Genomic DNA, 25,057 nt, shown 5'->3' with positions numbered 1-25,057 from the left:
GGTTCCCGTTTTAATCGTCTGCAGGCAAAAAAAGGAAAGACCGGCATGAAGACGTGGATGACTGTATGTTTTATTGGGCTGACGGCCTTATCCGTCGGCCCGAAGGCGTTGTCCGCGGTGCCCGAATCCTCCGCCACGGCCCCTTATCTGCTGGCGGGCGCCCCTACCTTTGATATGTCTATCAGCGACTTTCGGGAAAAATTCAACGCGGCGAATCCGAAGCTTCAGCTGAATGAATTTCGCGCCATTGCCTCCAGCCGCGACAGAGAAAATCTGACGCGTGCGGCGAGCAAAATTAATGAAAATCTTTACGCCTCCACGGCGCTGGAGCGCGGCACCCTGAAAATAAAATCGATGCAGGTGACCTGGCTCCCTATTCAGGGGCCCGAGCAGAAAGCGGCGAAGGCCAAAGCGCAGGAGTATATGAGCGCCGTGTTACGCATGTTCGCGCCCACCTTAAGCGTGGCTCAGAGCCAGCAAAAACTGCAGAAAATGCTCGCCGCCGGCAAGGGAAAACGTTACTTCTCTGAAACGGAAGGCGCGATACGTTATGTTGTCGCAGACAACGGTGAAAAAGGGCTGACCTTCGCTGTTGAACCGATTAAGCTGGCGCTATCTGAAACGCTGGAGAGCAATAATAAATGACAAAAAGCAAAGCCTTTCCAACGATGAATCTCTATACTGTTTGACAGACCATGCTGCCCTGACGGGTGGCTATATTCCTTAATTCGCTTAACGTAGCGTGGAGAATTAAAATGCGACATCCTTTAGTGATGGGTAACTGGAAACTGAACGGCAGCCGCCATATGGTAAACGAACTGGTTGCTAACCTGCGTACCGAACTGGCTGGCGTTTCTGGCTGTGCCGTTGCAATCGCTCCGCCAGAAATGTACATCGATCTGGCTAAGCATGCGGCAGAAGGTAGCCACATTCACCTGGGCGCGCAGAACGTTGACCTGAACCTGTCCGGCGCATTCACCGGTGAAACCTCTGCTCAAATGCTGAAAGATGTCGGTGCTGAATACATCATCATCGGTCACTCTGAGCGTCGTACTTACCACAACGAGTCTGACGAGTTCATCGCTAAGAAATTCGCGGTTCTGAAAGAACAGGGTCTGATTCCGGTTCTGTGCATCGGCGAAACTGAAGCAGAAAACGAAGCGGGCAAAACGGAAGAAGTGTGCGCACGTCAGATTGACGCCGTTCTGAAAACTCAGGGCGCTGCGGCATTCGAAGGCGTGGTTATCGCTTACGAACCGGTCTGGGCAATCGGCACCGGCAAATCAGCGACTCCGGCACAGGCTCAGGCGGTGCATAAATTCATTCGCGATCACATTGCGAAAGCAGACGCGAAAGTGGCTGAGCAGGTCATCATCCAGTACGGCGGTTCCGTTAACGCATCTAACGCAGCAGAACTGTTCACCCAGCCGGACATCGATGGCGCGCTGGTTGGCGGCGCCTCCCTGAAAGCAGACGCTTTCGCGGTGATCGTGAAAGCTGCTGAAGCAGCGAAAAAAGCGTAACCTGCGCTAAGCCCGGCGGCGTACCGCTTACCGGGGCGAAGGAATAACGCAATACGAGGAGCCCGGACAACGCGCGCAGGCGCCGCATCCGGGCTTTTTTATGCCGCTACAATTTCCCCAACGCTTGATACCACAGATAGTCCAGCGGCAGCAGAATCAAATAGCTCACCGCCGCCAGGGCGATACACAGCAGCATTCCCGCCCGTGCCGGCACTTTCCCTAGCCCCATCGCCACGACAATCGGCGACGCCTGATACGGCAGCAGCGGCGTGGAATAGCCCAATACCTGAATCATAATCACGCTGAGCAGCGGGAAACCGGTGGCATCGGAAAAGCTCTGGGCAAACGTGGTGTATAGCGCGGGTACGCCGTTGGCGGTCATAATAAAGTTCAGGGCGCTGGTCATGCCGGTTAACGCCAGGAAGCTGGTGAACGGACTCTCTTTGTCGAGCGGCATCACGTGCAGCAGCGCATTGCCGACCACCTCACCGATGCCGGTTTGGGTCACGGTAATCGCCAGTCCGAGGATCCCGGCGACGTAAATGCAGGTACGAATATTCACCCCGCTGGAAAACTCCTCGCCGCTGATAAAGCCAACCCGCGGCAGCAGCGTGACGACTGCCGCTGCCAGCCCCGTCCAGGCGGGCCCGATACCGTGCCAGCTCTCGCTCACCCACAGCACCAGCACCACGGCCAGCAGCCAGGCCAGGCGCTTCTCGTCCCGACTCATCGGCGGAAGCGGGATCAGTTCGCGCGGCGGATGCGGTTTGCCAGGAAACAGCCAGCAGATCAGGGCAATTAATACTCCCCCCTTTAGCCAGCCCAGCACCGGCGTGTGCAGCAGCAGATACGGCAGGTAGTTAAGGTGGATCCCGTAAGAACCTTCGGCCGCGCCGCTCATCACCAGGTTCGGGACGTTGGCGGGCAGAATGGTCGCCGACAGCTGAAAGGTCCCAAAACCCACCGCCAGCGCCAGGCCATACCAGGCCCGTGAACCGTCTGCGATACCGGCCCGTTTCGCCATCGCCGCCACGATGGGCATCAGCAGCGCGATGCGTCCCATATTCGACGGCATCACGAAGGCCAGCGCATAGCTGAGTAGCACGACGCTACCCACCATCAACGGCCAGGAGTCCGTCAGTCGCGCCGATAGCGCCTGTGCCGCTCTGTCCGCCAGCCCGGTTTTACGAATCGCAATCCCGAGAACGAAGCCGCTGAATACCAGCCAGAATGCCGACGAGGCAAACCCGCCAAAGATCGCTTCCGGCGGCGCAATTTTGGCGATCATCGCCGCCGCGAAAAACAGCAGCGCGGTCATAAACTCCGGCAACAGCGAGGTCGCCCACAGCACAATGGTTATCGCGATAATCAGCGAGGGAAGAAACAGAGGGTGAGAAAACCAGAGCGACATGCCTGTCTCCTGTCGTTTTTTCAGCAAGAATACGATCGGGGGCGAGGCAGGTAAACCTATCAAAAAATAGCCAGCCATGCAGGAACCTGCATGGCTCAGCAATAAAGGTTATTTCAGAATCAAGCAGCGATGGTCCTGGATCTCTTCAGCAGAGGCGCGATTCAGGGTCAGCAGGTTGCGCTCGGTTGCCAGCAGCACCAGCGAGCCATCGCTCTGCTTCGCCATCGCCAGCGCAAAGCGCCCCATATGTTCACGCGCCTCCGGTACCTCTTCCGCCAGCATCAGAAACGGGCTACGCTGCGCCAGCTCGGACTCAGTGACTCGCCGCGCGAGATATTCATGGCCGAGCAAACCACCGGGAAGCGGCAGCCATCGGCTGCTGATAGCGGCGGCATCGTTATCCAGCCGGGCGCGCACATCTTCGCGTAAGCAGGAGATATGAATATGGAAATGGTTTTGCGTGCGTCCGCTGCGGGAGTTAATGGCTAATGACACGGCGTTATCCGGTACCGCTGAACCGCGGCGTTCGCTCATGATGTCGCGCCCCTGCCATGCCTGCCAGAAGAAGTTCGGCGTTAACGGGTCGAGCAGCAGCGGGCTCTCGGTGCCGTTAATTCGATAGGTCGGCATCAGCAGATACTGCAAGGGCCCGTTGCGATCTTTAAACAGCACGTAGCCGCCCTGCAGATTGACGTCGGCACACGGCGAGGGAGTTTGGTGCTGCTGTTGATTAGGAACGCATTGCTGCAAAACAATCTGTCGCAGCGCGTCAGGGTTACCGGAATGCAGCCAGTACCAGCCGCCGGCCGCCGCTGCCAGTACAAGCACCAGCAGCAGCCATAAAAGGTATCGTACTCTTCTCATCATCTTTTCCTGTCCAGCCAGAAACGGAAGAGTAGCGTAGTTTGATGACTAAATAAAAACGCCCGGTTATTTAACCGGGCGTTCGGAACGATTAACGCTGACTGATTTGGTCGAAAGTACCGCCGTTTGAGAAGTGCTCTTTCTGTGCCTTCGTCCAGCCACCAAACTCCTGGTCGATGGTGAACAGCTTCAGTTTCGGGAACTCATCGGCATATTTCTTCGCGACTGCCGGGTCACGTGGGCGATAGAAGTTCTTCGCCGCAATCTCCTGGCCTTCCGGCGAGTAGAGATACTTCAGGTAAGCTTCAGCTACCTGGCGGGTGCCTTTTTTATCGACCACTTTATCAACCACGGAGACGGTCGGTTCAGCAAGAATCGATTCGCTCGGAGTCACAATTTCAAACTTATCTTTGCCCAGCTCGTTCGCCGCCAGCAGCGCTTCGTTCTCCCACGCAATCAACACATCGCCGATCCCGCGTTCAACAAAGGTATTGGTCGAACCGCGCGCGCCGGAGTCCAGCACTTCGACGTTTTTATACAGCGCCTTCACAAACTCCTGGGCTTTTGCCTGGTCGCCGTGATTCTGGTGCAGGGCATAGCCCCAGGCGGCCAGGTAGTTCCAGCGTGCGCCGCCGGAGCTTTTCGGGTTTGGCGTAATCACCGACACACCCGGTTTAATCAGGTCGTTCCAGTCATGAATCTGTTTTGGGTTGCCTTTACGTACAAGGAACACGATGGTGGAGGTATACGGCGCGGAGTTATCCGGCAGACGTTTCAGCCAGTTTTTATCGATACGGCCGCGTTCCGCGATCGCATCAACATCGTAGGCCAGCGCCAGCGTCACGACATCGGCTTCGATACCGTTGATCACCGACGTCGCCTGTTTGCCGGAGCCGCCATGCGACTGACGAATCACCACATTGTCGCCGGTTTCTTGTTTCCAGTGCGCGCTGAATGCCTTGTTGTACTGTTCGTACAGCTCGCGCGTTGGATCATAAGATACGTTTAATAACTGAATGTCTTTGGCCAGAACGCTGGCGGATGCCAGCAACAGAGTTAACCCAACGCCCCACTTGTTCATCGCACCGCTCTCTTTATGTCGTGTTGTGATGAGTTAAGCGTGCCAGAAAGCGAAACAATGATTAAAGAATAAAAAAAGATTGGCTATAACTTGCGAGTATATGTAAACCGGAGGGGAATGCTTACCCTCTCCAGGAGAGGAGAGGGTGAGGGCGAGAGGGTTACACTTCTTCCATGCGACCCAGCAGCGCCTGCAGACGATCCTGCCAGCCCTGCAGCTGTTCTCTCAGCTGACCGTTTTCACGCTCCAGCTCTTCACGACCGTGCTGTGCGCCCTGAACTTCCTGCGCCAGCGTGTTGTTCTTCTCTTTCAGCTCTTCGATTTCCATCTGCAACAGAGTGATGGTATCAATCGCCTGCTGTACTTTTGATTCTAATTTCTCAAACACTTCTAATGACATCGTCATACCTCTCCTGAACTTGCAAGGCGTTGATAGAGTACTATCCCGTACACGTCGTCCTTCAAGCTGCTTCTGCGTTAGCGGGTTCTTCCCGAACACTTACCGAAGTAAGCGGCGAGGATTCATTCGCTTGCCGTTTTGACACATCCCGAATGATGTTGTGTACCTACGCGGTGACGCCTTAACGAAAATAAGCGCACTACAGTGGTCATGCAGTCGATTGTATGAATCCCCGCCTTCCCTGTCCAGCGACAACCCGCGCAGATTGCGGTTTGCAACACTTTTCAGTCTTTACCTGGCGCATTCGGCGCGTTTCTGTGGAAGTTATCCGGCAATTGTTAATCAATGGGTTAACAAAATCCGCCGGAAATGCGGGGAAAATGTGTCACAACACGCGTTTATGGCGCGAAAACGCTCATTTTCTTGACGCAGCACACACATTTATATTTCGATATTTCTCGTTTTTGTTCGTTAACGATAAATTAACACTATGCCTACAAGGCAGCGTGGTCGTCTACGACCTTCATACATACAATAATCACCACTTCGCTTCAGGATTCGATATGAGCCAAACATCAACATTAAAAGGCCAGTGCATCGCAGAGTTCCTAGGTACCGGGTTGTTGATCTTTTTCGGCGTTGGGTGCGTCGCGGCGCTCAAAGTTGCGGGAGCCAGCTTCGGTCAGTGGGAAATCAGCATCATCTGGGGTCTGGGGGTGGCCATGGCTATCTACCTGACCGCGGGCGTATCCGGCGCACACCTTAACCCGGCTGTCACTATCGCATTGTGGCTGTTTGCCTGCTTCGACGGGCGTAAAGTTGTTCCTTTTATCATTTCTCAATTCGCAGGCGCCTTTTGCGCAGCGGCGTTAGTTTACGGGCTTTACTACAATCTTTTCTTCGATTTCGAACACAGCCACAATATGGTGCGCGGCAGCGTCGAAAGTCTTGAGCTGGCCGGTATTTTCTCCACTTACCCGAACCCACATATCAATTTTGTGCAGGCTTTCGCGGTAGAAATGGTGATTACCGCTATCCTGATGGGCGTTATCCTGGCACTGACTGATGACGGTAATGGGATTCCGCGTGGCCCGCTGGCGCCGCTCCTGATCGGCCTGTTAATTGCGGTTATCGGCGCATCTATGGGACCGCTGACCGGATTTGCCATGAACCCGGCTCGCGACCTTGGACCAAAAACGTTCGCCTGGCTTGCCGGCTGGGGTGACGTCGCCTTCACCGGCGGTAAAGATATTCCTTATTTCCTGGTGCCGCTGTGCGCACCGGTGGTGGGCGCCGCGCTGGGCGCGTTCAGCTATCGTAAGTTGATCGGCCGCCATCTGCCTTGCGACACCTGTGTCGAGGAAGAGAAAGAAAGCACCTCGACTACGCAACACAACGCTTCGCTGTAATCTGACTACGGGACTCATACTATGACCGACAAAAAATATATCGTTGCGCTCGACCAGGGCACCACCAGCTCCCGGGCCGTTGTGATGGATCACGATGCCAATATCGTCAGCGTTTCTCAGCGAGAATTTGAACAAATTTATCCGCATCCAGGCTGGGTTGAGCATGACCCGATGGAGATCTGGGCGTCGCAAAGCTCCACGCTGGTTGAAGTGCTGGCAAAAGCCGATATTAGCTCCGACGAGATCGCCGCAATCGGGATCACCAACCAACGTGAAACCGCCATTGTGTGGGAGCGGGAAACCGGTAAACCGATCTATAACGCTATCGTCTGGCAGTGCCGTCGTACCGCAGAGATCTGTGAACAGCTCAAACGTGACGGCATGGAAGAGTACATTCGCAAGGCCACCGGCCTGGTGGTTGACCCGTACTTCTCCGGTACCAAAGTAAAATGGATTCTCGATCACGTGGAAGGCGCCCGCGAGCGGGCAAAACGCGGCGAACTGCTGTTCGGAACCGTGGATACCTGGCTGGTATGGAAAATGACCCAGGGCCGCGTCCACGTGACCGACTACACCAACGCCTCGCGTACCATGTTGTTCAACATCCACGAGCTGGACTGGGACGACAAAATGCTGGAGGCGCTGGATATTCCGCGCGCGATGCTGCCGGAAGTGCGCAAGTCTTCCGAGGTATACGGTCAAACCAACATCGGTGGTAAAGGCGGCACGCGTATTCCTATCGCCGGTATCGCCGGTGACCAGCAGGCGGCGCTGTTTGGCCAGCTGTGCGTCAAAGAAGGGATGGCAAAAAACACCTACGGCACCGGCTGCTTTATGCTGATGAATACCGGGGAAAAAGCGGTAACCTCAACGCATGGCCTGCTGACCACTATCGGCTGCGGCCCACGTGGGGAAGTGAACTATGCGCTGGAAGGCGCAGTATTCATGGCCGGCGCCTCGATTCAGTGGCTGCGCGATGAAATGAAGCTGATCAACGACGCCTTCGATTCCGAATATTTTGCCACTAAAGTGAAAGATACCAACGGCGTGTATGTGGTTCCGGCCTTTACCGGTCTCGGTGCGCCTTACTGGGACCCGTATGCGCGCGGCGCCATCTTTGGCCTGACCCGCGGGGTGAACGCCAACCATATTATTCGCGCCACGCTGGAGTCTATTGCCTATCAGACACGCGATGTACTGGAAGCTATGCAGGCAGATTCAGGGATTCGTCTGCACGCCCTGCGCGTCGACGGCGGTGCCGTGGCCAACAACTTCCTGATGCAGTTCCAGTCCGATATTCTCGGCACCCGCGTAGAACGTCCGGAAGTACGTGAAGTGACGGCGCTGGGCGCCGCTTACCTCGCAGGTCTGGCCGTTGGCTTCTGGCAAAATCTGGATGAGCTGCAGGAGAAAGCGGTGATTGAGCGCGAGTTCCGCCCGGGTATCGAAACTACCGAGCGTAACTACCGCTACAACGGCTGGAAAAAAGCGGTGAAACGCGCGCTGGCGTGGGAAGAACACGAGTAACCGCGACCACAGGACTGCCCGGTGGCGCAACGTTGACCGGGCGACAGACCTTTATCCGGCAATCCCCAATGGATTTCGGGTCACTGGAAGGCGACAAGTGCATGCATCCCCGGTCACATAGATAACGATGTGACCGGGGCAAGCAAACGCAGTCAACGCACCTGTGGCCTGAAAGACGGCGGGGATTCAGCCGAATATCGGCAACAGCAGATACAGCTTAATCACCAGCGCATTCACGATATCAATAAAGAACGCGCCGACCATCGGCACCACCAGAAACGCCATATGAGACGGGCCAAAGCGGTCGGTAATGGCCTGCATATTGGCAATCGCCGTCGGCGTCGCCCCGAGACCAAAACCACAGTGCCCGGCAGCCAGTACCGCGGCATCATAGTTTTTCCCCATCATGCGATAGGTTACGAAGATGGCATACAGCGCCATCGCCACCGTCTGGACCGCGAGGATCGCCAGCATCGGCAGCGCCAGCGAAGCCAGCTCCCACAGCTTCAGGCTCATCAGAGCCATGGCGAGGAACAGCGACAGGCTAACGTTGCCCAGCACCGATACCGCACGCTCAAACACGCGATAGAAACCTAACAGCGCCAGACCGTTGCTGAGGATCACCCCGATAAACAGTACGCAGACAAAAGTGGGCAGTTCAAAGACGGTGCCCGTCAGCAGTTGCGCAACCACCCTCCCTACCGTCAGGCAGATGGCGATTAAGGCGATGCTCTCAATCAGCACCAGCGAGGTGATCATGCGGCCCATATCCGGTTTTTCGAAGGCGGTTGGCGCCAGCTGATCATCCGGCGTTCCGTCCGGTGAAGAAGAGTGTTTAACCAGATAGCGCGCCACCGGGCCGCCAATCAACCCACCCAGCACCAGACCAAAGGTGGCGCACGCCATTGCGACTTCGGTGGCGTTGGCAAAGCCGTAGCGTTCAACAAACAGCTTACTCCACGCGGCGCCGGTGCCATGGCCGCCAGACAGGGTAATGGAGCCAGCCAGCAGCCCCATCAGCGGGTCCAGTCCTAACAGCTTCGCCATCCCGATGCCGAGGGCGTTTTGCAGCAGCAGCAGTCCCACCACCACAATCAGGAAGGTACCCACCACTTTGCCGCCGGCCCGCAGGCTGGAGAGGTTTGCGTTCAGACCGATGGTCGCAAAGAACGCCATCATCAGCGGGTCTTTCAGACTCATATCAAAGTCGATTTCCCAACCCATGCTTTTTTTCAGCACCAGCAGCGCCAGCGCCACCAGCAGGCCGCCCGCAACGGGTTCAGGGATGGTGTATTTTTTCAGGAAGGGGACATTCTGCACGAGTTGTCTGCCCAACAGCAGCACCAATGTTGCGGCAACGAGCGTCGATAAGGTATCGAGATGAAACATAAAAAGAGCTCCTTAAAGGCGCATGATCCATTCACACGCGTCGGTATTCCCGGTGTCGATTACTTCTCATCTTGAGGAATCGGACGGGGATTTTAAGCAGAACCGCGCAAAAAATGACAGGAAAAGATATTTTGTTTTGATATTGATGCGATCAAGCATACAAAATGTTAATTAATGTCCCCCCCCGGTTAGTTGTATAAATATTTCTCAGCAAACGCTGGCAAACGTTTGCTTTTGTACTACAGTCCGATAAAATTCCCGCTTTGCCACCTTGGGATTGTTTGTGATGTCCGTTAACACCGCCGAGTCAGAAGCTGCGCAACCGGTTGCGCATAAAACAACCAGCGAATTAATCTACCGCCTCGAAGACCGCCCGCCGCTGCCGCAAACCCTGTTCGCCGCCTTTCAGCATCTGCTGGCGATGTTTGTCGCGGTCATCACGCCGGCGCTGTTAATCTGTCAGGCACTGGGCCTTCCGGCTCAGGACACTCAGCACATCATCAGTATGTCGCTGTTCGCCTCCGGTGTGGCATCCATCATTCAGATTAAAGCCTGGGGACCGGTCGGTTCCGGGCTGCTCTCGATTCAGGGCACCAGCTTTAACTTCGTCGCCCCGCTTATTATGGGCGGTACCGCGCTGAAAACCGGTGGCGCCGACGTGCCGACGATGATGGCCGCGCTGTTCGGCACCCTGATGCTGGCAAGCTGCACGGAAATGGTCATCTCGCGCGTCCTGCACCTGGCCCGACGGGTTATTACCCCGCTGGTCTCCGGGGTCGTGGTGATGATTATCGGCCTGTCGCTGATTCAGGTCGGGCTGACCTCCATTGGCGGTGGCTACTCGGCCATGGCCGACCATACCTTCGGCGCGCCGAAAAACCTGCTGCTGGCGGGTATCGTTCTGGCGCTAATCATTATTCTTAACCGCCAGCGCAACCCGTATCTGCGTATCGCGTCGCTGGTGATCGCCATGGCGGCAGGTTATCTGGCGGCCTGGCTGCTCGATATGCTGCCGGCCAACAGCGCACCGGCGAACGACAGTCTGATTACCGTGCCCACCCCGCTCTATTACGGTCTGGGCATCGACTGGAGCCTGCTGCTGCCGCTGATGCTGGTCTTTATGATCACCTCGCTGGAAACCATCGGCGATATCACCGCCACGTCTGACGTGTCGGAACAGCCGGTCTCCGGTCCGCTGTATATGAAGCGCCTGAAAGGCGGCGTGCTGGCTAACGGCCTGAACTCCTTTGTCTCCGCCGTCTTTAATACCTTCCCGAACTCCTGCTTCGGCCAGAATAACGGCGTGATTCAGTTGACCGGTGTCGCCAGCCGCTATGTCGGCTTCGTGGTGGCGCTGATGCTGATCGTGCTGGGCCTGTTCCCGGCGGTCAGCGGCTTTGTCCAGCATATTCCGGAACCGGTGCTCGGCGGCGCAACGCTGGTAATGTTCGGTACTATCGCCGCATCCGGGGTACGTATCGTCTCCCGCGAACCGCTGAACCGCCGTGCGATTCTGATTATCGCCCTGTCGCTGGCAGTGGGCCTCGGCGTCTCCCAGCAGCCGCTGATCCTGCAGTTTGCCCCCGACTGGCTGAAGAACCTGCTCTCCTCAGGGATTGCCGCCGGCGGTATTACGGCGATTGTGCTGAATCTGGTCTTCCCGCCAGAGAAAAGCTGATTCTCCCCCGCTCCCCGGTCGCGCGCGGCCGGGGCAGCCTGAAGTCTGACCCTCCTGGCCCCTCACATCATCTGATTACACAATTCCTGTCTTGAGGATTGCGCATAATTCGGGCATAACAGCCTTATGTGCCTCGCTCAGGATGTAAGACCATGAAATTTCCTGGAAAGTTGATTCTCTGGCTGCTGACCGCCCTGCTGGTCGTCATCGTTGCCGCCTGGTTCCTGCTACAGACCCACTGGGGCTCGCGTCAGGCCAGCGCCTGGCTGAGCGAGGGCACCGGCTGGCAGGTCTCCTTCGACGCGATGGATCACAGTTTCTCTTCACCTCTCCACCTGCAACTGCAAAATGTCACTTTCGGGCGCGACGGCAAACCGCCGACGCTGGTCGCTAAAACGGTGGATATTGGCTTCAGTACCCGCCAGTTCAGCGATCCGCTGCACGCCGACGAGATTGTGCTGAGCGACGGGACGTTAAATCTCTCGCCGTCCTCCGCTTCTTTACCCTTTGCCGCCGATCGTCTGCAGTTGCGCAATATGGCGTTTAACAGCCCGGAAACCGGCTGGGACCTGAGCGCGCAGCGGGTAACCGGCGGCGTCAGCCCGTGGGCGCCGGAAGCAGGCAACGTACTGGGGAAAAAAGCGCAGATTCAGATGAGCGCAGGCTCGCTGACCCTGAACGGCGTGGATGCCAGTAACGTGCTGATCCAGGGAAGCCTTGATAATGGTGAAGTGACGTTATCCACGCTGGGCGCCGATATTGCCCGCGGAACGCTCACCGGCAACGCCAAACGCAGCGCCGACGGCAGCTGGCGGGTTGATAATCTGCAGCTCAACGAAATTCGCCTGCAGAGCGATAAATCGCTGACAGAATTCTTTACCCCGCTGACCAGCGTCCCTTCACTGCAAATTGGCCGTCTCGACGTGACCGACGCCCGTTTGCAGGGGCCGGACTGGGCGGTGACGGATCTCGACCTTAATCTGCGCAACCTGACCCTGAGCCAGGGCGGATGGCAAAGCGATGACGGCACGCTGTCGATGAACGCCAGCGAATTTATTAACGGATCGCTGCATCTGCTTGATCCCATCGCCAATGCCGAATTTTCCCCACAGGGCATCGCGCTGCGCCAGTTCACCTCACGTTGGGAAGGCGGAATGGTACGGACTTCTGGCAACTGGCTGCGCGCGGGTAACGCGCTGGTGTTGGATGACACCGCCTTTGCCGGGCTGGAATATACCCTGCCGGAAAACTGGAAACAGCTGTGGATGGAGTCGCTGCCCACGTGGCTGGAAAGCCTGACGCTGAAGAAATTCAGCGCCAGCCGCAACCTGGTTATCGATATCGACCCCACGTTCCCGTGGCAGATCACCGCCCTTGACGGTTACGGCGGCGAGCTGCAGCTGGTGAAGGATCGACGCTGGGGCGTATGGAGCGGCAGCGCAACGCTGAACGCCGCCGCCGCCACGTTTAATCGCGTTGACGTCCGGCGCCCGTCGCTCAAGCTCAGCGCCAACGCCTCAACGGTCAACATTACCGAGCTTAGCGCCTTTACCGAGCGCGGTATTCTGCAGGCCACCGCCGCGGTGTCGCAGCTTCCCCAGCGCCAGGTCACGCTGAGCCTGAACGGCCGCGGCGTACCGCTGAACATTCTGCAGGCCTGGGGCTGGCCCGCCCTGCCGGTTTCCGGCGACGGTAATTTCCAGCTGACCGCCAGCGGCAGCGTGCAGGCCGATGCACCGCTGAAACCGACGGTTAACGGCCAGCTCAGCGCGGTGAATATGGAGAAACAGCAGGTTGCGCAAGTAATGCGCAACGGCCAGCTAAACAGCGAGCCGGCTCAGCCGATCGCTCCCCCGCCAGCACCGTAATCGCCCTCCGCCCTCTCTTCGCCGGAGAGAGGGCCTCGCTCTGCTCTTCGTCCATCGGCCCCTCAGGCACTCCTTTCTCTCTGCGAAACCTGTGTGCATTTTGCGGCTATCTGTACCTATTTCCCGCAACCTGTTTCTTTCAAAGATCGGAGTTGCTATAAACAAAATACTGGAAGTAGAGATAACAATTAAAAACCCTATGTAAATATAAAAATAAAGGAACGACTATGTCCGCAATACGTCAACGTATTCTGGAGAATATGCAAAAATTCTCCAGAGCAATGATCGGTGCAGTCTTGTTCTTGCCCGTCATTGGCCTGATTCTGGCACTCAGTTCTGTCTTAACCAACCCGACATTAATTTCTGAAACCAGTTTTTTACATCAGCTAGGACAATTACTCGGTGATACGTTCTGGCCGCTGTTTGGCAATCTTGGATTACTTTTTTGCGTCGGTATTAGTTATGGACTGGCGAAAGATAAAAAAACAGAAGTCGCACTGGTTTCAGTGATGTGTTTTATTATGTTTCTGGGCGCCAACCATTCGTGGCTGGAACATACCCACGGCATCGCCGAAAAAATTAATGGCGAATATTACGGCACCGGTCAGACGCAACTGCTCGGTTTTGTGGTCGTCGATATGGGGGTGTTCCTCGGCATTATCCTCGGCTGTACCATCGCCTGGGTGCATAACAAAGTTTCGAACATCGAACTACCCGGCGCGCTGTCAATGTACGGCGGCGCCAAGCTGACCCTGGTCGCCATGACTCCGGTGGTGATTTTCTATGCCATCGCCTTCACCTGGATCTGGCCGTTTATGACCCACGGTATTGGAGCGTTAACCGGATTTATGAAAAATGCCGGCGTGGCGGGGGTTTTCGTTTATGGCTTCTTTGAAAAATTCCTCATCCCCACCGGCCTGCACCATTTTGTCTGGTCACCGTTCCAGCTCACGCAAATCGGCGGTACGCTAAACGTTGACGGGCAGGTCGTTTCCGGTACCCAGGCGATTTTCCTCGCCTATATGCGCCACCCGGATCTGACCCCGGTCATGAACGATGCGCTACGTTTCTCGCAGCAGGGGATGACCACGATTTTCGGCCTCGCTGGCGCATCGCTGGCCTTTTATCACACGGCGAAACCGGAGAAAAAAATGATGGCTAAGGCGATTCTGCTGCCCGCCATTATTACCTCAATGCTCACCGGTATTACGGAGCCGATTGAGTTCACCTTCCTGTTCGTGTCGCCGCTGCTCTGGGTGATTCACGCCACCCTGACCGCCGCGTCACAAGCGGTTTGTGACATCTTTACCGTTCGGCCGTGGGGCGCATCCGGGCTTATCGAATTCCTGATTTACAACCTGCCGCTGCCGGTCTCATTAACGCGCTGGCCTGGGTATGTACTTATCGGTATCGGTCAGTTCGCCGTTTATTACGTTATTTTCCGCACCCTGGTGGTGAAGCTGAATTTAAAAACACCGGGCCGTGAAGACGACGATAACGTGAAGCTCTACAGCAAAGCAGATTATCGTAAAAAGGTCGGTAATCCGCAGTCGGTGACCGATGAGATTATTAGTGGCCTCGGCGGCAAAGAAAATATTATTTCGGTCGACAACTGTTTCACTCGCCTGCGCGTGGTAATTAAAAATATGGATTTGGTTGATGATCTCATATTGAAAAGCACCGGTGCTAATGGCGTCGTACGAAATCGTAATGAAGTTCAGGTTATTTATGGCGTCAAAGTGGGACAGGTTCGTTCCCGAGTTGATAGCTGGCTGGCAGAAAATTAATTGGGAGTGATGTATGAAATTAACCGTATTAGGCGGGGGCGGCGTTCGCTCTGCATTTCTGGCGAAATCTCTGGCTTATAATGCCCACCGCATAGGTTTAACGGAAGTCGTATTTCTGGACAGCTCGGAAGATAATCTGGCCCTGTTTGGTGAAATTGCCCGTTACGTGTTTAATACGATTCGTCCGGATATTGCGTTCAGTACGACCACCGATCCGGTCGCTGCGCTGAAAGGCACAAATTATGTGATTACCACCCTGCGGGTTGGCGGCGATGAGAGTCGTATTCGCGATGAGCGTATTGCGCTTGAGCATAATACCTTAGGCCAGGAGACTACCGGCGCGGGCGGCTTTGCCATGGCGATGCGTTCGATCCCGGCGATCCTCAACTACTGTCGCCTGATCGAAGAGCATGCCGCCGAGGATGCGATCCTGTTTAACTTTACCAACCCATCGGGGCTGGTCACCGAGGCGATCATCAAGTCCGGCTTTAAGCGCCGCGTGTACGGTATTTGCGATGCGCCGTCGGAGCTGATTCGCGAACTGCCCGAGATTCTCGGCTGCGACGAGCGCGATCTCAGCGTCGAGTGCTACGGGCTGAACCATTTTTCCTGGTTTACCCACATTACCGTGCGTGGGGAAGAGGTGACCGAACGCCTGATCGCCAATCCGGATTTATACCGTAAAACGGCGATGCAGTATTTCTCGCCGGAGCTGGTTCAGCTGTGTGATAAGCAATTACTCAACGAGTACCTCTATTATTACTATTATCGCGAGGTGGCGTTAAAAGCGATTCAGGACGCGGACGAAACACGCGGCGAGCAGATTGCCCGTATCAATCGCGATATGCGGGACGCGCTGCGCGGCATTGATGTGAAAGCCGATCCGCAGGCGGCGTTTTCTCTGTGGATGACGCACTACCTGCGCCGGGAAAATAGCTACATGCAGAACGAGTCACAGCAGGAGAAATTCCATACCCGCGAACCGTTAACCCTGCGCCAGTTTATCGAGGAGCCGGATACCGGCGGCTACGCCGGGGTAGCGCTGGATATTCTGGAGGCGGTCAACAGCCGCACCACCAAACGAATCGTGGTCTCTATGCCCAATAATGGCACTCTCGATTTCTTGCGTCCTGACGATGTGATTGAGATCAGCTGCGATCTGAGCAGAGACGGCTTAAAACCGGTGACGCCAGCGCACGTACCGACAGCGCAGAAGAACATGATTGCCAGCGTGAAAGAGTATGAGCGGCTGGCAGTGGCGGCCATTTTGCAGCGCGATAAATCCCTGGCGATACGCGCATTAATGGCGCACCCGCTGATCGGCTCTTTTTCGCTGGCCAAAGCCCTTGTCGAGGCCTATCTCGACGAGGCGCAGTTCGCCGACTGGCAATAGTCGGTAACGAAGAAAACCTGCACTTGCCCGGGAACATCGGCTCCCGGGCTTTCCCCGCTTTCTCTCAGCGGGGCGCCTGAATCAATAGCCAGTCATACCGGGGGAGTCAGCGTCTCTTTTCGCATTTCGATGAACCACATCTTCAGCAATCGTTCAAAACCTAATATGCAGTAGCCAAAAAACGGGTTGCTCCAGTAAATATCATCGTCGAACTTCTGCGGGTCATGAATAATAAATGCGGTATCCGCCGCCTGCGCCAACGGGCTTTGATAATCGCCGGTAAAGCAGACCAGATTAATCTCTTTCCCTTCCAGCGCCTTAACCCAGTTCAGAGCCGAGCTGCTGCGCCCGGATTTTGAGACGATCCAGATGGAGTCAAATTTGGCGGCGTTTTTTTGCTCGAGAATTTCATAATCCGGCCACAGCGCGAGGCTGGCGTTTACGCCGGTCACCAGAAACTTATTATAAATATATTGCGCGATCAGCTGCGAGAAGCCGCTGCCGTGAACCAGGATGCGGTGCTGCTGCAGGCTTTCCAGCAGCGGCGCCAGCCGCTCTGTCGGCTGAATACTCATGTAGTCGATGTCGTTGGTGACATCGAGTTTCGGCATGGTGATATTGAATTTAATAAAATAGACCAGCTCCAGCCAGCCGCTGAACTTCAGTTTCTTCGCCAGCCGCACCAGCGAGGAGGGGTTGCTATAGCAGCGCTCAGCGACGCTGCGGATACCTTCCCGCACACACTGCTCAGGGTCATTCTGGATAAAACGCAGCACGGTCATTTCCGTTTTGCTCAGCTTGACGTCACGAAAGATATTTTCTAAGTCCATGGCGGGCTCCTCTCAGCGGCAGATTACGCTACCACCAAACGGCAAGAGTGTCTGTGGGGGAACTCACTGGCAGGAAAGGGCGAATAGCGACATGGCATGCATGCGCCCTGCTGGCTGAGACGTAAGGTGGCGGCTGCGTATCTCTCCAGCGTCGTTTTTTCCTGCCAGATCGCCCTCGCAGAAAAAATATAAAAGTGTAACCCGCGGATTTTACGAGGGTTTGTGTCAGACTGTTCTGTAAAGTCCAGTTTTAACAGTAAAAAAGTGCGTTCAGGTATGTGGTAAATGCCTGAAAGTAGCTATAATGCGCCCCGCCTCCATGTAGCAATCGAGGCGCGGAAGATCGTCATCTCCGGTGAGGTGGCTGGACTTCAAATCCAGTTGGGGCCGCCAGCGGTCCCGGGCAGGTTCAACTCCTGTGATCTTCCGCCAAAATGCTCCCCCGTTCGTCACTTTCTCATTAAAAAATACGCGAAGAAAACTATCGTCCATAGGCGACCATCGATGGTTGCTGACATCCGCGCAAAAAGTACACCATCATCTGCAACGCTCGCCAAACCCAGAACAGGATGTCGCGCATTGCCTTCGTTCCTGGTGATGAATCGTATTATTTGATGCGTTCTTCCTTCATTGCCGGTTATAGGATTCGTCTAGAGATTGCGTTGTTTTTTGATCAAACCGACCTTATCCAAAAAATTTAAAAGCGTAAAATGTTGTAAAAATATATCCCAACCATATAAATGAAAAGAATAAAGAAACTTATTAGCTCTGCACTTCATAATAGTAGTGCCAATGAAGCAGCCACCGCCTTAAAAATGGCGGCAGCAAATATGCAAAAACTCGGGATTAATCCTGCTGATTTGCTGCGTCTGAAAGTCGATGAAGACGAGGATCGGCATGCGGATAACACAGCAGAAGTTAACGGGCTGAAGCGTAAAATTAACGCTCTTGAAGACGATCTCCACCAGACTAAACGTGTTGCGATACAGTGCAAAAGAGAAGCCGATCTGAATGCGTTAAAACTCTCAAACTTACGCGATCAATACGCCATCGCGACTAACAATCTGAAGGCAGCAAATAAGAGCATAGAGGCTTTAGCGACGGTCCAGGTAGAAAGCCGGGAATTAGCCAGAGAAGTTCTTAACCTGAATGCAAAGGTGAAAGAACAACAAGCTAAATTAGAGAAAGCGGGCAATAGATTTTGGCTACAATCCATCATTACGCTTGCTCTCTTTCTGGCCATTGGCTCCATCTGCTACGACAATGGTAAACATTCTGGCGCTGCGCTGGTCAGAAATCAGCAACTGAGCACCCAAACACCAACCCCGCCAAAACTCACTCCTGCAGACCCGACCAAAATAACACTGGATAATAAGGCGGTTTGCTATAGCGATTTCAGGACAGCTCAAGGCAAAGTATTGGCAAAAATTACCTATAACAATCATGAGTTGTCTTTCTATGCCAGAAAACTGAAAGATAAAGCATGGATAGATATTAGCCCGCAGGTGTTTAAAGACGAGCAAACAAGGCAAGTGCCATATGATGCGCAGGGCTTTATTGAAGTCAGCAAGAAAGATGCCGCGGAGATAAAATCAAAAGTTGAATGTACATTAGGTGCAATAAGCTGATATTGGAAAAGGGCATTCTCATACTGGTGAGAATCCCTGATTGCTGCGCATACTCATCGTCTTACCTTTCTCACATCGGTCTGCTCTTGATGTTAGCGTCTCACGGCTTCAAACATCAGGAGATGCCTGAGGTCGAATAAATTCTAATGAATGCATCAGGGCAGAGTGGTGCGATTTCCAAACGACTCAGTCATTCTGGCAGGAAGTTCAAAATCTATCCCCAAACCGATTTTCAGCTTTTCAATATAACTCTTATCGCCCAGGCCCCGTTTTTCCCTTCCCATCAGGGGTCTACCATTAATGGATTCCCACAGAAATCCCATTTAAAACCGGAGAGTATATGAAAGCGATTGCCATTACCCGCGCCGCTACCGCAGGCAGTAACGTCCCATTTTTAAGCGCCATCGAGCTGCCGGTTCCGGTTGCTGCAGGGCATGACCTGCTCATTGAAGTGAAGGCGATTTCCGTGAATCCGGTGGATACCAAAGTCCGCGCCGGATTTACCGGCGATACCCCGCGCGTGCTGGGCTGGGATGCGGTTGGCGTCGTAAAATCGGTTGGCGAGGCGGTCACGCTGTTCGCGCCGGGCGATGAAGTCTGGTATGCCGGTGCGCTGGGGCGCGCGGGAAGTAATAGCGAGTTTCAGCTCGTCGACGAACGGATCGTCGCCCTGAAGCCGCGCTCGCTGGATAACGCCTCTGCCGCCGCCCTGCCGCTGACCGCCATCACCGCATGGGAATTGTTGTTCGACCGTCTTGGCGTGCAGGAAGGCGGCAACGCCGGGAATGTGCTGCTGATTGTCGGCGCGGCGGGCGGCGTCGGCTCCATTCTCACGCAGCTGGCGCGCAAACTGACGCGTATGACGATCATCGGCACCGCTTCGCGCCCGGAAAGCCAAAAATGGGTACTTGATGCCGGAGCACACCATGTTATCGATCACAGCAAGCCGCTCTGCGAAGAACTGGCGCGGATTGGGGTAAACGCCGTGACGCACGTCGCCAGCCTCAACAGTACTGAACAACATTACGCGCAGCTGATTGCGGCCCTCGCCCCACAGGGCAAGCTGGCGTTGATTGACGATCCGGAAACCCTCGATGCCCGCCCGCTGAAGGCCAAAAGCATTTCGCTGCACTGGGAGTTTATGTTCACTCGTTCGATGTTTGAAACACCGGATATGCTGGCCCAGCATCAGCTGCTGACCCGGGTGGCGGCCCTGATTGACGATAAGACCATCAAAACGACCCTGGGCGAGCATTACGGTCCAATCAACGCCAGTAACCTGCAGAGAGCGCACACCCAGCTGGAAACCGGGCGCGCGGTCGGCAAAATCGTGCTGGAAGGGTTTTAAGATGACGAGCGACACGGTATCTGCCATTGCGGTTCTGAAAGCCAAACCGGGAAAAACGGCCGATCTGCGGCAGGCGCTGAAAGCGCTGTTACAGCCGACCCGTCAGGAAGCGGGTAATCTGGATTACGCCCTGTTTCAGCTGCGCGATGCGCCGGACACCTTCTACATGCGCGAGTCGTGGCGTGACCCGTCCGCGCTGGAGGCGCACATCGCCCTGCCGCACTTTCAGGCCTTTATCGCGCAAATGGACAGCCTGCTGGCTGAACCGCTGCGCCTGGATTATCTGACACCGGTTGAATAATCGCCTCAACGCTGCGGGTTCCCTGTCAGGCAGGGATCCCGCCTCTTTTACCCCCTTCCTTTTTTATCCCGTCTTTTTTACCCCGTCTCTTTTTCCCTTTTCTGTTTAACACTCTGAGCTAATCGCCCCACGCCCCGCGCTGGCCAGGCTACGCTTACCGTTGCCGCCAAAAAGCAGGTCATCCCCTCCGAATCATCCAGCACGTTCATTCAGAAAGAGGTTTCGCTATGCAGATCAATGCTATTGGTACGTACTCCGCCACCCAACCGCTGAAATCGATGGCTATCTCCCGCCGCGACCCGGGCCCCCACGATGTGCAGATCGCCATCGATTACTGCGGCGTCTGCCACTCCGACCTTCATCAGGCACGATCTGAATGGGCCGGTACGCTCTATCCTTGCGTGCCGGGGCATGAAATCGTCGGCCAGGTGACCGCCATCGGCAATCAGGTCTCGGGGTTCAACGTTGGCGACCTGGTCGGCGTCGGCTGTATGGTCGACAGCTGTAAACAGTGTGAAGAGTGCGAAGCAGGACTGGAAAACTACTGCGACCATATGATTCTCACCTACAACGGCCCCACGGCAGACGCGCCTGGACACACCCTCGGCGGCTATTCGCAGCAGATTGTGGTACACGAGCGCTATGTGCTGCATATTCGCCATCCGAAGGAACAACTCGCCGCCGTGGCGCCGCTGCTCTGCGCGGGGATTACCACCTACTCTCCGCTGCGTCACTGGAACGTCGGGCCGGGGAAAAAAGTCGGCATTGTGGGTATTGGCGGGTTGGGACATATGGGAATTAAGTTGGCCCACGCCATGGGCGCCCACGTGGTGGCCTTTACCACCTCAGAATCGAAGCGGGAAGCGGCAAAAGCGCTGGGCGCGGATGAGGTGGTTGTCTCACGCAACGAGGATGAAATGGCCGCCCACGTGAAAAGCTTCGATTTCATCCTCAACACCGTAGCGGCGCCGCACAATCTCGATGCCTTCACCACGTTACTCAAACGCGATGGCACTCTGACCCTGGTCGGCGCGCCGGCCAGCCCGCATCCTTCGCCGGAAGTGTTTAATCTGATATTTCGCCGTCGTGCGATTGCGGGCTCGATGATAGGCGGGATCCCGGAAACTCAGGAGATGCTCGATTTCTGCGCCGAACACAGCATCGTCGCCGATATTGAGCTGATTCGCGCCGATCAGATCAACGAAGCCTGGGAGCGTATGGTCAAAGGCGATGTCAAATATCGCTTCGTGATAGACAGCGCGACGCTCGCCGGTTAAGTCCCGCGGCGAAAGGTGCGCCGCCACTCCGCCGGGCTGACGCCAAAGCGGGATTTAAACTGCTGGCGCCAGGTCACGGCGGAGCGGAATCCAACGCTTTCCGCCACCTGCTCGACGGGCATATTCCCCGTTTCGAGCAAGAGCTGACTGCGCCGCAGACGTTCAATGGTCAGCCAGTCGGCAATGCTCATGCCGGTGGCCCTGGTGAAGTGACGAGTCAGCGTGCGCCGGCTCATTGCTACCACCTGCGCCAGCGAGTCGAGGTTGTGCGGTTCGGCGATATGCTGCTGGAGATACTCCAGCAGGCCGTTAATCCGCGCGTCGCGGGTATTTTTCGGTACCGGCTGGGCGATAAACTGCGCCTGGCCCCCTTCACGATGGGGCGGCACGATCATACGTCGGGCGATCTGATTCGCCGCGAGGCTGCCGAAACGCTGGCGAATGATATACAGGCAGCAGTCGAGCGCCGCCGCGGTGCCCGCTGAAGTGATGATCCGCTGGTCATCGACGTACAGCGCATTGATATCCAGCCGCACCTCGGGAAACTGCCGCTGAAACGCCTGCTCAAACTCCCAGTGGGTCGCCGCCCGTTTGCCATCCAGCAGCCCGGCATAGCCGAGAACAAAGGCGCCGAGGCATAGCCCGACGATTTCAGCGCCGTTCTCCCTTGCCCGCACCAGGCTATCCAGCAACGACTGGGGCGGACGCTGATGCACCGCTCCCCAGTAAGGCACCACCACGATATCAGCCTGCTCAAGGGCGGTGAAATCCGCGCTGGCGTTGAGCGCAAAGCCGTCGGGCGCGGTCAACAATCCCGGCCGTTCGGCGCAAATCTGCAGCTTAAAACGTTTCGTTTCCGAGACGCTATCGCCAAACAACATGCAGGGAACCGAGTAGTGAAAAGGGCTGAACCCGTCCACGGCAACAATTGCGACATCGGTTAATTTCATCATCCTCTCCGTTCCCCGCGGCGGGCTTAAAAGATCATACTTTCCCCATCCTGCGGGATGCTGACAGAATCGGCAATCTGATTGTCCGCCACGTATTCGCGCAGCTCCTCGCGGCTCAGCAGGCAGTGATTGACCGCTTCAAGATGGATAGCGACAATTTTCGCCTCTGGCAGGGTAAAATGGGCTTTCAGCACATCTTCTTTGCCCATGATAATCGGCCCGAATCCAATCACGTGCGCGTAGCCGGCATTCAGCACCACCACATCGGGACGCAGCCGTAGCATATCGGCCTCAATTTCAGGGCGCCAGATGGTATCGCCCACCAGCCACAGCGTCTTCTCCTGCGGATGGCGAAACACCACGCCGCAGGCTTCGCCCAGGCGCTCCGCCATAGCCGGCACGGCATAGGTGCGGTCGCTGCCATGCTGCCCGGAAGTAGTTTTCTGTAAGCGGATGCCGGCAAACTCACTCTCTTCCGACAGCAGGCGGACATCCTGAAATCCCTGTCCACGCAGCAGTCCGGCATCACCGTCATGCTGGACAAAAACCGGCAGCGTCTTCGGGATCGCGGCGATCGCCGCCTCATCCCAATGATCATCATGCGTATGGGTGACGATCGCCGCATCGACATCAATAATAGTTTCAAGGGAAAAAGGCAGCCCGACCAACGGGTTACGCAGCTCTGCGCGGGCGGTGCCCGGGAATCCCGGCCAGGCGCCACGATCCGCCAGCATCGGGTCAATCAGGAACTTTTTTCCTGCATATTCAATAATCTGAGTTGAGTTACGGATATGGGTCATTTTCATGATGTTCACTCCTCTTCGCGGTTATCTGGCGAACATCGTACGTCCCACCAGCCTGGCGCAATATGGGCATTTGGGCAATGATCGATGAGATTGGGCCAACTTTCTGCGGTTGCTATCCGCCTCTGGCTATGATGTCCTGAACGCTCGTTTTCTGAGGAAGTGGCTACGATGAAAAAGAGACTGACCGTCGCCGATATGCACGACGCCGAAGTGATTGCGCACACTCCGTGGTTCAGCATGCGTAAGGTGGCCATCGACGTCACCGACGCCGAGCGCCGCGATTTTTACTCTGTCCATTATCCGCGCCCGGCGGTAGGGATTGTCGCCATGCAGCAGGACAAAGTACTGCTGATCCGCCACTATCGGTATCTGATCGATAAGGTGGTATGGGCTATTCCGTCCGGCGGTATTGATGAAGGGGAAGAGCCGCGCGCGGCGGCCCTGCGCGAGCTACGGGAAGAGACCGGCTATCAGGCGAAACAGGCCGAAGAAATTATCCGCTACAACCCCTCCTATGGCAGCAGCGACCAGCTGTTTATCACCTGGCTTGCCCGCGATCTGACGTATGTCGGAATGGATGAGGATCAGGATGAGGTGATGGAAACAGGCTGGTTTACCTTCGCCGAAATTAGCCAGCTGATCGCCCGCGGCGAGATGCCTGACGGGCTGTCGCTGGTGCCGCTGCTGCATCTGATGGCGCAGCAGCATCACGGTTTAGCGTAACGGCCTGAGCATCCGCCAGCGAAACCACAGCTGGGCCACCAGGATTAACATACCGCCAATAATCTTTTGCAACGGCAGCTGTTCGCCGTACCACAGCGCGGCGGCAATAACCGTCAACAGCGGCTCCAGCACCATGATAATCGCCGCGCTTGCCACCGCCGCGTACTTCTGCCCCTTCATTTGCAGGCCGAAGCGCAGACTGGTGGCGATAACAATACTGGCCAGCAGCCAGCCGAAAGTGGGTAGCGTAAACGGCTGGTCCCAGGTTTCGACGGCGGCGGAGATCCCCAGCCCGACGAGCCCGGTAATCGCCAGCTGCACGGTGGTCAGCGGGATCAGGGGCACATCGCGGGCGCAGCGGCTGGTGTAGCAAAACCAGATCGACTGCACCAGCGCGGTCAGCAGAAACCAGCCCTGGCTGGGGTGGAAGGCAATCGGCATATGCAGACTCAGCAGCCCGAGGCCGACGATCGCGACCGGCAGGCACTCCCAGTATGCCCGGGCAGGGCGTGTTTTCATCATCACCCATGCGGTGAGCGGCACAAACAGCATCGACAGGCTCATGATGAACGCCCCCTCGCCCAGCGAGGCGGTGGTCGAGACCGAGTAGATCCACAGACACAGGTTCAGCGCAAACCACAGCCCGCCGATCGTCATCTGCCGCCAGTGTCGCCTCTCCACGTGGAAGCCGCGACAAAACGGCAGCAGCAGCAGCGCCGCAAAAAAGAAACGCAGCCCAAGGAAGGCGAAAACCGGCATCCCCGCGATGGCTTCGCGAGAAAATATCCACCCACATGCGGCGATAACCGTAGCGGCTACCAGCAGTAAATCCGCCTGACGCTGCCGGACCATATTCACCTCTCC

22 protein-coding genes and 1 tRNA gene are annotated in these 25,057 nt (G+C 56.0%); 14 read left to right on the top strand and 9 right to left on the bottom strand.

Annotation, left to right across the window (positions count from 1 at the left end):
• The first annotated feature begins 45 nt into the window (after positions 1 to 45).
• Together ROR01S_RS16205 and tpiA are read left to right on the top strand one after the other, a co-directional pair.
• Positions 46 to 645 carry a DUF1454 family protein gene (locus ROR01S_RS16205; RefSeq protein ID WP_004868981.1) on the top strand — a complete coding sequence of 200 codons (600 nt, stop codon included), beginning with the start codon at positions 46 to 48 and terminating at the stop codon, positions 643 to 645.
• A gap of 110 nt (positions 646 to 755) precedes the next feature.
• Positions 756 to 1,523 carry a triose-phosphate isomerase gene (gene tpiA, locus ROR01S_RS16200; RefSeq protein ID WP_015585511.1) on the top strand — a complete coding sequence of 256 codons (768 nt, stop codon included), beginning with the start codon at positions 756 to 758 and terminating at the stop codon, positions 1,521 to 1,523.
• 106 nt (positions 1,524 to 1,629) lie between these two features.
• On the opposite strand, the gene ROR01S_RS16195 is transcribed toward tpiA, so the two are convergent.
• The 4 genes from ROR01S_RS16195 to zapB all read right to left on the bottom strand — a co-directional run bounded on the left by ROR01S_RS16195 (position 1,630) and on the right by zapB (position 5,285).
• On the bottom strand, positions 1,630 to 2,934 hold the full coding sequence (locus tag ROR01S_RS16195; RefSeq protein WP_004868985.1) for an SLC13 family permease: 1,305 nt from the start codon (positions 2,932 to 2,934) through the stop codon (positions 1,630 to 1,632).
• A gap of 108 nt (positions 2,935 to 3,042) precedes the next feature.
• On the bottom strand, positions 3,043 to 3,798 hold the full coding sequence (locus tag ROR01S_RS16190) for a CDP-diacylglycerol diphosphatase (protein WP_004868986.1): 756 nt from the start codon (positions 3,796 to 3,798) through the stop codon (positions 3,043 to 3,045).
• Between the two features lie 91 nt (positions 3,799 to 3,889).
• On the bottom strand, positions 3,890 to 4,879 hold the full coding sequence (locus ROR01S_RS16185; protein WP_004868989.1) for a sulfate ABC transporter substrate-binding protein: 990 nt from the start codon (positions 4,877 to 4,879) through the stop codon (positions 3,890 to 3,892).
• Positions 4,880 to 5,039: 160 nt separating this feature from the next.
• Entirely contained in the window at positions 5,040 to 5,285 is a 246-nt protein-coding gene (gene zapB, locus ROR01S_RS16180) for a septal ring assembly protein ZapB (protein WP_086815662.1), read from the bottom strand.
• A gap of 557 nt (positions 5,286 to 5,842) precedes the next feature.
• Here zapB and ROR01S_RS16175 point away from each other — a divergent pair.
• Both ROR01S_RS16175 and glpK read left to right on the top strand, forming a co-directional pair.
• The gene (locus ROR01S_RS16175) at positions 5,843 to 6,688 is read left to right on the top strand and encodes an MIP/aquaporin family protein (protein ID WP_004868993.1); all 846 of its coding nucleotides are present in this window, start codon (positions 5,843 to 5,845) and stop codon (positions 6,686 to 6,688) included.
• Between the two features lie 21 nt (positions 6,689 to 6,709).
• On the top strand, positions 6,710 to 8,215 hold the full coding sequence (gene glpK / locus ROR01S_RS16170; RefSeq protein WP_004868997.1) for a glycerol kinase GlpK: 1,506 nt from the start codon (positions 6,710 to 6,712) through the stop codon (positions 8,213 to 8,215).
• A 186-nt stretch (positions 8,216 to 8,401) separates the two neighbouring features.
• Here the strand turns inward: glpK and gltS are convergent, their stop codons facing one another.
• On the bottom strand, positions 8,402 to 9,604 hold the full coding sequence (gene gltS, locus ROR01S_RS16165) for a sodium/glutamate symporter (protein ID WP_004868999.1): 1,203 nt from the start codon (positions 9,602 to 9,604) through the stop codon (positions 8,402 to 8,404).
• A 286-nt stretch (positions 9,605 to 9,890) separates the two neighbouring features.
• Here gltS and ROR01S_RS16160 point away from each other — a divergent pair, with 286 nt between their 5' ends.
• The 4 genes from ROR01S_RS16160 to ROR01S_RS16145 all read left to right on the top strand — a co-directional run bounded on the left by ROR01S_RS16160 (position 9,891) and on the right by ROR01S_RS16145 (position 16,330).
• Positions 9,891 to 11,282 carry a nucleobase:cation symporter-2 family protein gene (locus tag ROR01S_RS16160; protein WP_004869002.1) on the top strand — a complete coding sequence of 464 codons (1,392 nt, stop codon included), beginning with the start codon at positions 9,891 to 9,893 and terminating at the stop codon, positions 11,280 to 11,282.
• 152 nt (positions 11,283 to 11,434) lie between these two features.
• Positions 11,435 to 13,150 carry an AsmA family protein gene (locus ROR01S_RS16155; protein ID WP_064356574.1) on the top strand — a complete coding sequence of 572 codons (1,716 nt, stop codon included), beginning with the start codon at positions 11,435 to 11,437 and terminating at the stop codon, positions 13,148 to 13,150.
• Positions 13,151 to 13,377: 227 nt separating this feature from the next.
• The gene (locus tag ROR01S_RS16150; RefSeq protein WP_015585509.1) at positions 13,378 to 14,937 is read left to right on the top strand and encodes a PTS transporter subunit EIIC; all 1,560 of its coding nucleotides are present in this window, start codon (positions 13,378 to 13,380) and stop codon (positions 14,935 to 14,937) included.
• Between the two features lie 13 nt (positions 14,938 to 14,950).
• Positions 14,951 to 16,330 (top strand): family 4 glycosyl hydrolase, encoded by a 1,380-nt coding sequence (locus ROR01S_RS16145; RefSeq protein WP_004869008.1) that lies wholly within the window; start codon positions 14,951 to 14,953, stop codon positions 16,328 to 16,330.
• Positions 16,331 to 16,422: 92 nt separating this feature from the next.
• Here ROR01S_RS16145 and ROR01S_RS16140 read toward each other — a convergent pair whose 3' ends face one another.
• Entirely contained in the window at positions 16,423 to 17,160 is a 738-nt protein-coding gene (locus ROR01S_RS16140; protein WP_004869009.1) for a MurR/RpiR family transcriptional regulator, read from the bottom strand.
• Positions 17,161 to 17,497: 337 nt separating this feature from the next.
• On the opposite strand from ROR01S_RS16140, the gene ROR01S_RS16135 reads away from it, so the two are divergent.
• The 5 genes from ROR01S_RS16135 (at position 17,498) to ROR01S_RS16110 (ending at position 21,714) form a co-directional block, all read left to right on the top strand.
• Positions 17,498 to 17,592, top strand: a tRNA-Sec gene (locus tag ROR01S_RS16135).
• 308 nt (positions 17,593 to 17,900) lie between these two features.
• Positions 17,901 to 18,788, top strand: a complete 888-nt coding sequence (locus ROR01S_RS16130) for a hypothetical protein (RefSeq protein WP_227520596.1) — start codon at positions 17,901 to 17,903, stop codon at positions 18,786 to 18,788.
• A gap of 340 nt (positions 18,789 to 19,128) precedes the next feature.
• The gene (locus ROR01S_RS16120; protein WP_064359689.1) at positions 19,129 to 20,136 is read left to right on the top strand and encodes a zinc-binding alcohol dehydrogenase family protein; all 1,008 of its coding nucleotides are present in this window, start codon (positions 19,129 to 19,131) and stop codon (positions 20,134 to 20,136) included.
• A 1-nt stretch (position 20,137) separates the two neighbouring features.
• The gene (locus ROR01S_RS16115; RefSeq protein ID WP_004869015.1) at positions 20,138 to 20,437 is read left to right on the top strand and encodes a putative quinol monooxygenase; all 300 of its coding nucleotides are present in this window, start codon (positions 20,138 to 20,140) and stop codon (positions 20,435 to 20,437) included.
• Between the two features lie 227 nt (positions 20,438 to 20,664).
• Positions 20,665 to 21,714: an NAD(P)-dependent alcohol dehydrogenase gene (locus tag ROR01S_RS16110; RefSeq protein ID WP_004869018.1), complete on the top strand. Its 1,050-nt coding sequence runs from the start codon at positions 20,665 to 20,667 to the stop codon at positions 21,712 to 21,714.
• On the opposite strand, the gene ROR01S_RS16105 is transcribed toward ROR01S_RS16110, so the two are convergent.
• Together ROR01S_RS16105 and ROR01S_RS16100 are read right to left on the bottom strand one after the other, a co-directional pair.
• Complete coding sequence (locus tag ROR01S_RS16105) at positions 21,711 to 22,664, bottom strand: GlxA family transcriptional regulator (protein WP_004869020.1); 954 nt, start codon at positions 22,662 to 22,664, stop codon at positions 21,711 to 21,713. The genes ROR01S_RS16110 and ROR01S_RS16105 overlap by 4 nt on opposite strands.
• 26 nt (positions 22,665 to 22,690) lie before the next feature.
• The gene (locus tag ROR01S_RS16100) at positions 22,691 to 23,470 is read right to left on the bottom strand and encodes an MBL fold metallo-hydrolase (RefSeq protein WP_004869022.1); all 780 of its coding nucleotides are present in this window, start codon (positions 23,468 to 23,470) and stop codon (positions 22,691 to 22,693) included.
• 168 nt (positions 23,471 to 23,638) lie between these two features.
• Here ROR01S_RS16100 and ROR01S_RS16095 point away from each other — a divergent pair, with 168 nt between their 5' ends.
• On the top strand, positions 23,639 to 24,193 hold the full coding sequence (locus tag ROR01S_RS16095; RefSeq protein WP_004869023.1) for an NUDIX domain-containing protein: 555 nt from the start codon (positions 23,639 to 23,641) through the stop codon (positions 24,191 to 24,193).
• Here the strand turns inward: ROR01S_RS16095 and ROR01S_RS16090 are convergent.
• A complete protein-coding gene (locus ROR01S_RS16090; RefSeq protein ID WP_004869025.1) occupies positions 24,185 to 25,045 on the bottom strand; it encodes a DMT family transporter in 861 nt (286 codons plus the stop codon). The two genes, ROR01S_RS16095 and ROR01S_RS16090, sit on opposite strands and share 9 nt — an antisense overlap.
• Positions 25,046 to 25,057 lie beyond the last annotated feature (12 nt).

This window comes from Klebsiella ornithinolytica NBRC 105727 = ATCC 31898, from assembly GCF_001598295.1.
Classification (GTDB): domain Bacteria; phylum Pseudomonadota; class Gammaproteobacteria; order Enterobacterales; family Enterobacteriaceae; genus Klebsiella; species Klebsiella ornithinolytica.
Note: the sequence above shows the minus strand (reverse complement) of the source record. Positions and strands in the feature narration are given on the sequence as shown.